The organism is Okeania sp. SIO2C2, from assembly GCF_010692625.1.
Taxonomy (GTDB): Bacteria; Cyanobacteriota; Cyanobacteriia; order Cyanobacteriales; family Microcoleaceae; genus Okeania; species Okeania hirsuta.
The window spans coordinates 1-3,006 of the sequence record NZ_JAAHGM010000101.1 but is presented as its reverse complement, the minus strand read 5'-3'; the positions used below and the strand labels follow the sequence as shown (position 1 = coordinate 3,006).

General features: G+C 37.3%; 2 protein-coding genes. Both read right to left on the bottom strand.

Annotation, left to right across the window (positions count from 1 at the left end):
- On the bottom strand, nucleotides 1-1,271 hold a 1,271-nt coding region (locus F6K18_RS34170; protein ID WP_287527561.1), incomplete at its 3' end, for a DUF4912 domain-containing protein.
- Nucleotides 1,272-2,419: 1,148 nt separating this feature from the next.
- On the bottom strand, nucleotides 2,420-2,629 hold the full coding sequence (locus F6K18_RS37120) for a glycosyltransferase family A protein (protein ID WP_353735262.1): 210 nt from the start codon (nucleotides 2,627-2,629) through the stop codon (nucleotides 2,420-2,422).
- Between the last annotated feature and the right edge of the window lie 377 nt (nucleotides 2,630-3,006).

Below are 3,006 nucleotides of genomic sequence, written 5' to 3'. Positions count from 1 at the left end.
GTTAAACCTACCCCTGACATGGTTTGACCTAACCCTGACATATTCATGCCCATGCCAGAAGCAGTTAAACCTACACCGGACATGGTTTGACCGACACCAGAAGCCGTTAAACCTACCCCTGACATGGTTTGACCTAACCCTGACATATTCATGCCCATGCCAGAAGCAGTTAAACCTACACCGGACATGGTTTGACCGACACCAGAAGCAGTTAAACCTACACCGGACATGGTTTGACCGACACCAGAAGCAGTTAAACCTACACCGGACATGGTTTGACCGACACCAGAAGCAGTTAAACCTACACCGGACATGGTTTGACCGACACCAGAAGCAGTTAAACCTACACCGGACATGGTTTGAGTAGCTCCAGAGATATTGCCACCAGATGACCACATCCCTATACCTGATGCCATAGTATAGGAACTGACTCCTTCTTCAATCATTTGGCCTGAACCAGGAACCATTTGAATAGAGCCAAACATGGAACCAGCAATCCTTTGATTCTCGACTTCAGCTATACCGAACATCTCTTCATAAATATCATCGGGATGATCATGAAAAGTAATTTTGCGACTGGCAGGAACCAGTTCCATAAAGGTTTTGCCGTGTAAATCTTCATCCCAACTCACTGTAATGAATTGGTCATCAATCCAATCCGAGGGATAAACTGGTGGAATATGCACTCGCTCAGAACTAGCTAAAACTAACCACCGACCATCAGCACATCGATACCCTATTTCCACGACATAGTCGCGATCGCTTACTGGAATTGGTATGTACCATTCACGAGCTAATTCATCACAAGGATATTCCTGAATGCTATGAGGGCTTTGGTAGCTTAATTTTATGTCAGTCACATCATAGATACGCAGGGCTAATTGCTGTCCCCCCTGACGACGTAACTCTTCTTTCTGTCCATTAGGAATATCCCAATAGGCATATGCCCACTCTGGATCTCGTGGCATTAAAACTATTCGGCTTTGAGTATAACCATTAGGTAAATCTGTTAAACCTTCATCAATGGATGAAAGAAAATCATCATTGTTGTTTTCTTGCCCTAATTCAAATTTTTTTGCTTCCACCTCTTCTTGTATTTCTAATGTTGAAGGTGGAGCGGATGGGATATGGCTAATACCTTGAGCTTCCATAACTGATGCCAGTAGCTGTGCTTTACGCATTCTGCTGTAACGAGATATACCTAGATCACTAGCGACTTTGCGTAGTTGTCGCAAAGTCATCTCTTCTAGAGGTGGACGTTCTTGAACCATTCTGTATGTTCTCCTATTTTTTTACAGTGTTTAGTATTTCATTTCCCAAAACCTAACAAGAAATTAGATACAATTTCTTGTTTTTTTGAAAGACTCTTTTTCCGACTCCAACAAATACTTGAAGGATCTTAAGAGTTTCGAGATATGTAGAAACGATAAGAACAGCGTTTTTTAGGGATCGCCGGGATCGCCTTTCAATGTATATCTTGCAGAAAATTTCAGATTTGGTCAAGAGTGCTTACTCAAAGATTATGAGTATACATACGGGTTTATAGGCAATTCTAGATGTCTAATGTTATGGTTTCTTAACATTACTAAATTTATAATAAATCATAATATAATTAATTAATAAATTTATCTTATAACTATATTAAAAATTACTAATAAATATTCTTATTTAGGTAGTGCTAAAGAGGAAAGGATGAGGCTATAGGTAACTATGTTACTAGGATTCAAAACTGAGTTGCAACCCACAAATCAATAAAAAACATTACTGGCCAAACACGCTGGTGTGGCTCTTCATGCCTGGAATTAGGGATTATAGCTGACTAGAAACATCCTTAATCACAATTCTATTAATCCTGATAGCAAAATTAAATTTCCTACTGCTATTGAATTGGCCTTTGATTTTGGTAGCAATGGTTAAACCTCAAAACCTATTGGTACTACGAAGTGTCTAAAACAGCACCTCAATATGCTTTGAGATATTTGTCATCAGCTTTGAAGCTCAAATCAAATGAAATATAGGTTTTATGTCTAAAAACTCAACTGCCAGCGATGAATTCGACAAAGAAAGTTCTCCTGATTTGATTTTTTCAAAATCTGATTTCCATAATCTATCTAGGTTTAATCTTTCTTCACTTCCAAATCTAGTTTCTTCACTTGTAGTTAGAGAACCTTGCCTTTTCCGCCTTATGTATAAAAATTTATCAATGTTTCTTATATTCATTGAAAAATAAGCTCTCAATAGAAATGTGAGTCCGATGCAAATCTTCTAACAGTGGAGAATCCACCAGCTTTTAAAATACTATTTCTCTTTACAAATGAAGTTGGAAAAAAAAGAGGATGGCTTGCATTTTTACATAAAGCTTTTGTTACTTCAATAGGAAACCTAATAGCAATAATTTTTTTCTGAATTTCGTCAATTCTTAACTCATAACATCCAGCCATCTCAACAAAGGGATTCTGTACCGCATAATTGTATAATTCAATGAAGCGATCTTTCGTGGGTTATCATCCGAGTCTTGAAAACATAGATATTGAGTATCAGCTTCCTGGCACCCATGATTTCTAGCAACATAAGGACCAAGATTAAATGGTTTTACTGATCTATACTGGACAGTAAAAAGTTTTTTGATTCAAAATACAATTGGTTTCATGTGACAAAATGCTCCAGATTCGACCGTCTCGTGAATGGCGATCGAGTACTTAAGAATTTTGTCAAAAAGACATCTGGTGAAAAATCAATAAATTGTGATAGAGTCATATAAAATGTAATTTTTTATGGCTAATGATCACCAGTATGCTTGACTACATTCACAATCATCCACAAGAATCAGAACGTTTATTAGGTATCAAGTATGAACAGTTAGAAAAATTCTTAAAACCAGCCGAAAAACTCCACTGCGGATAACCAAGAGATAGCCACAGCTAAAAAAGTTAGAATAATTGCTTCTGGTGGTGGTAGACCACCTAAATTATCCATGTCAGAACAAATTATTTTAACCTTAACTTA